Annotated in this window: 2 protein-coding genes; both read right to left on the reverse strand. The window is 37.7% G+C overall.

Annotated elements, in window-relative coordinates:
• Positions 1-23: 23 nt before the first annotated feature.
• Positions 24-701: an IS630 family transposase gene (locus WKT13_RS13305; protein WP_340324232.1), complete on the reverse strand. Its 678-nt coding sequence runs from the start codon at positions 699-701 to the stop codon at positions 24-26.
• Positions 617-1,033, reverse strand: coding sequence for a helix-turn-helix domain-containing protein (locus tag WKT13_RS13310; protein WP_340324231.1), 417 nt, complete (start codon positions 1,031-1,033; stop codon positions 617-619). The genes WKT13_RS13305 and WKT13_RS13310 overlap by 85 nt, the downstream gene beginning before the upstream one ends.
• Positions 1,034-1,110: the final 77 nt, after the last annotated feature.

Below are 1,110 nucleotides of genomic sequence, written 5' to 3' on the forward strand. Positions count from 1 at the left end.
TAAGTAACTATTCAAATTTAATTTTATACATATGAGTAATTCACAAATAAGTTCGTACCAACAGATGCAAGAGCTCTGTTTGTACAATAGAAAAGCGAGTCCTTAGTATTGTAATCAACAGGTCTTATCCATTTGCCTTTTAATATGCGCCACAGAGTTTCGGCTGGATTAAGTTCCGGAGAGTATGGTGGAAGATAGAAAAGGAATAATCCTCTATTCTCCCATATTTTTCTCATTTCCTTTATCTTCCGATTTCTATGGACAGAAGCATTGTCAAGGACAACCACTGTTTTCTTCTTTACCTCAAAAGAGAACCTGTCAAGATAATCCACAAGCTTGTCTGCATTGATAGATTCCTGTGTCGTAAAGCCTTTATACAGATTTCTTCGGGTAATCATGCCAAAGATGTTAAGTCTTGCGGCTTTCTCGGATGGAATATAGACATTCTCATCTTTGAACTGCCATCCGTAGGGTACATAACCATCTGTACATACATGACTTTCATCAGCATAATAAAGTTCTATTTTACCTTTGGAATCAAGGCTTTCAAGTTCTTGCAACTTCTCTTTCTTGTATGTGTAGAGTTGCGGTGAGGGTATGCCCCTTGGGCGTTTTCTTATTCGCCTATATCTTGCACCAATGCTCCTAAAAAACGTTTGAAGGTAATGTCGCTGGCTTTTTTGCCGGAAGCCTTTTCCCAGGCTTCACGTGCTTTTGATACACTCTGACGGTCCTCCTCTATAGCCTTACGGACTGCTTCCTCATCGGAACAATCCATTATGGGTTTACGGCCTTGGCCGGGACGTGTTTCCAAGCCTTTGATACCATTTTCTTTATAACGTTTTATCCATGCGTATACTGTTGGCACTGTTACATCAAATATTTCAGCTATTTCTAAAGCTGATTTTCCTGATGACTTCAACAATATGGATTTACATCTGATACGGTAGTTATGAGTAGGGCCATTATGATAGCCTTTCTCTAGTTTGAGGCGATCAGCCTCACTTAATTCAAGCACTTTAATATGTTTCATGATTCAAATTCTAAAATATCATGAGACAATATTAATATTTTATGTTGAATATAAAAATATTTTTGATCACTTACTTA

The organism is Prevotella sp. HCN-7019 (genome assembly GCF_037890215.1).
In the GTDB taxonomy this organism is placed as follows: domain Bacteria; phylum Bacteroidota; class Bacteroidia; order Bacteroidales; family Bacteroidaceae; genus Prevotella.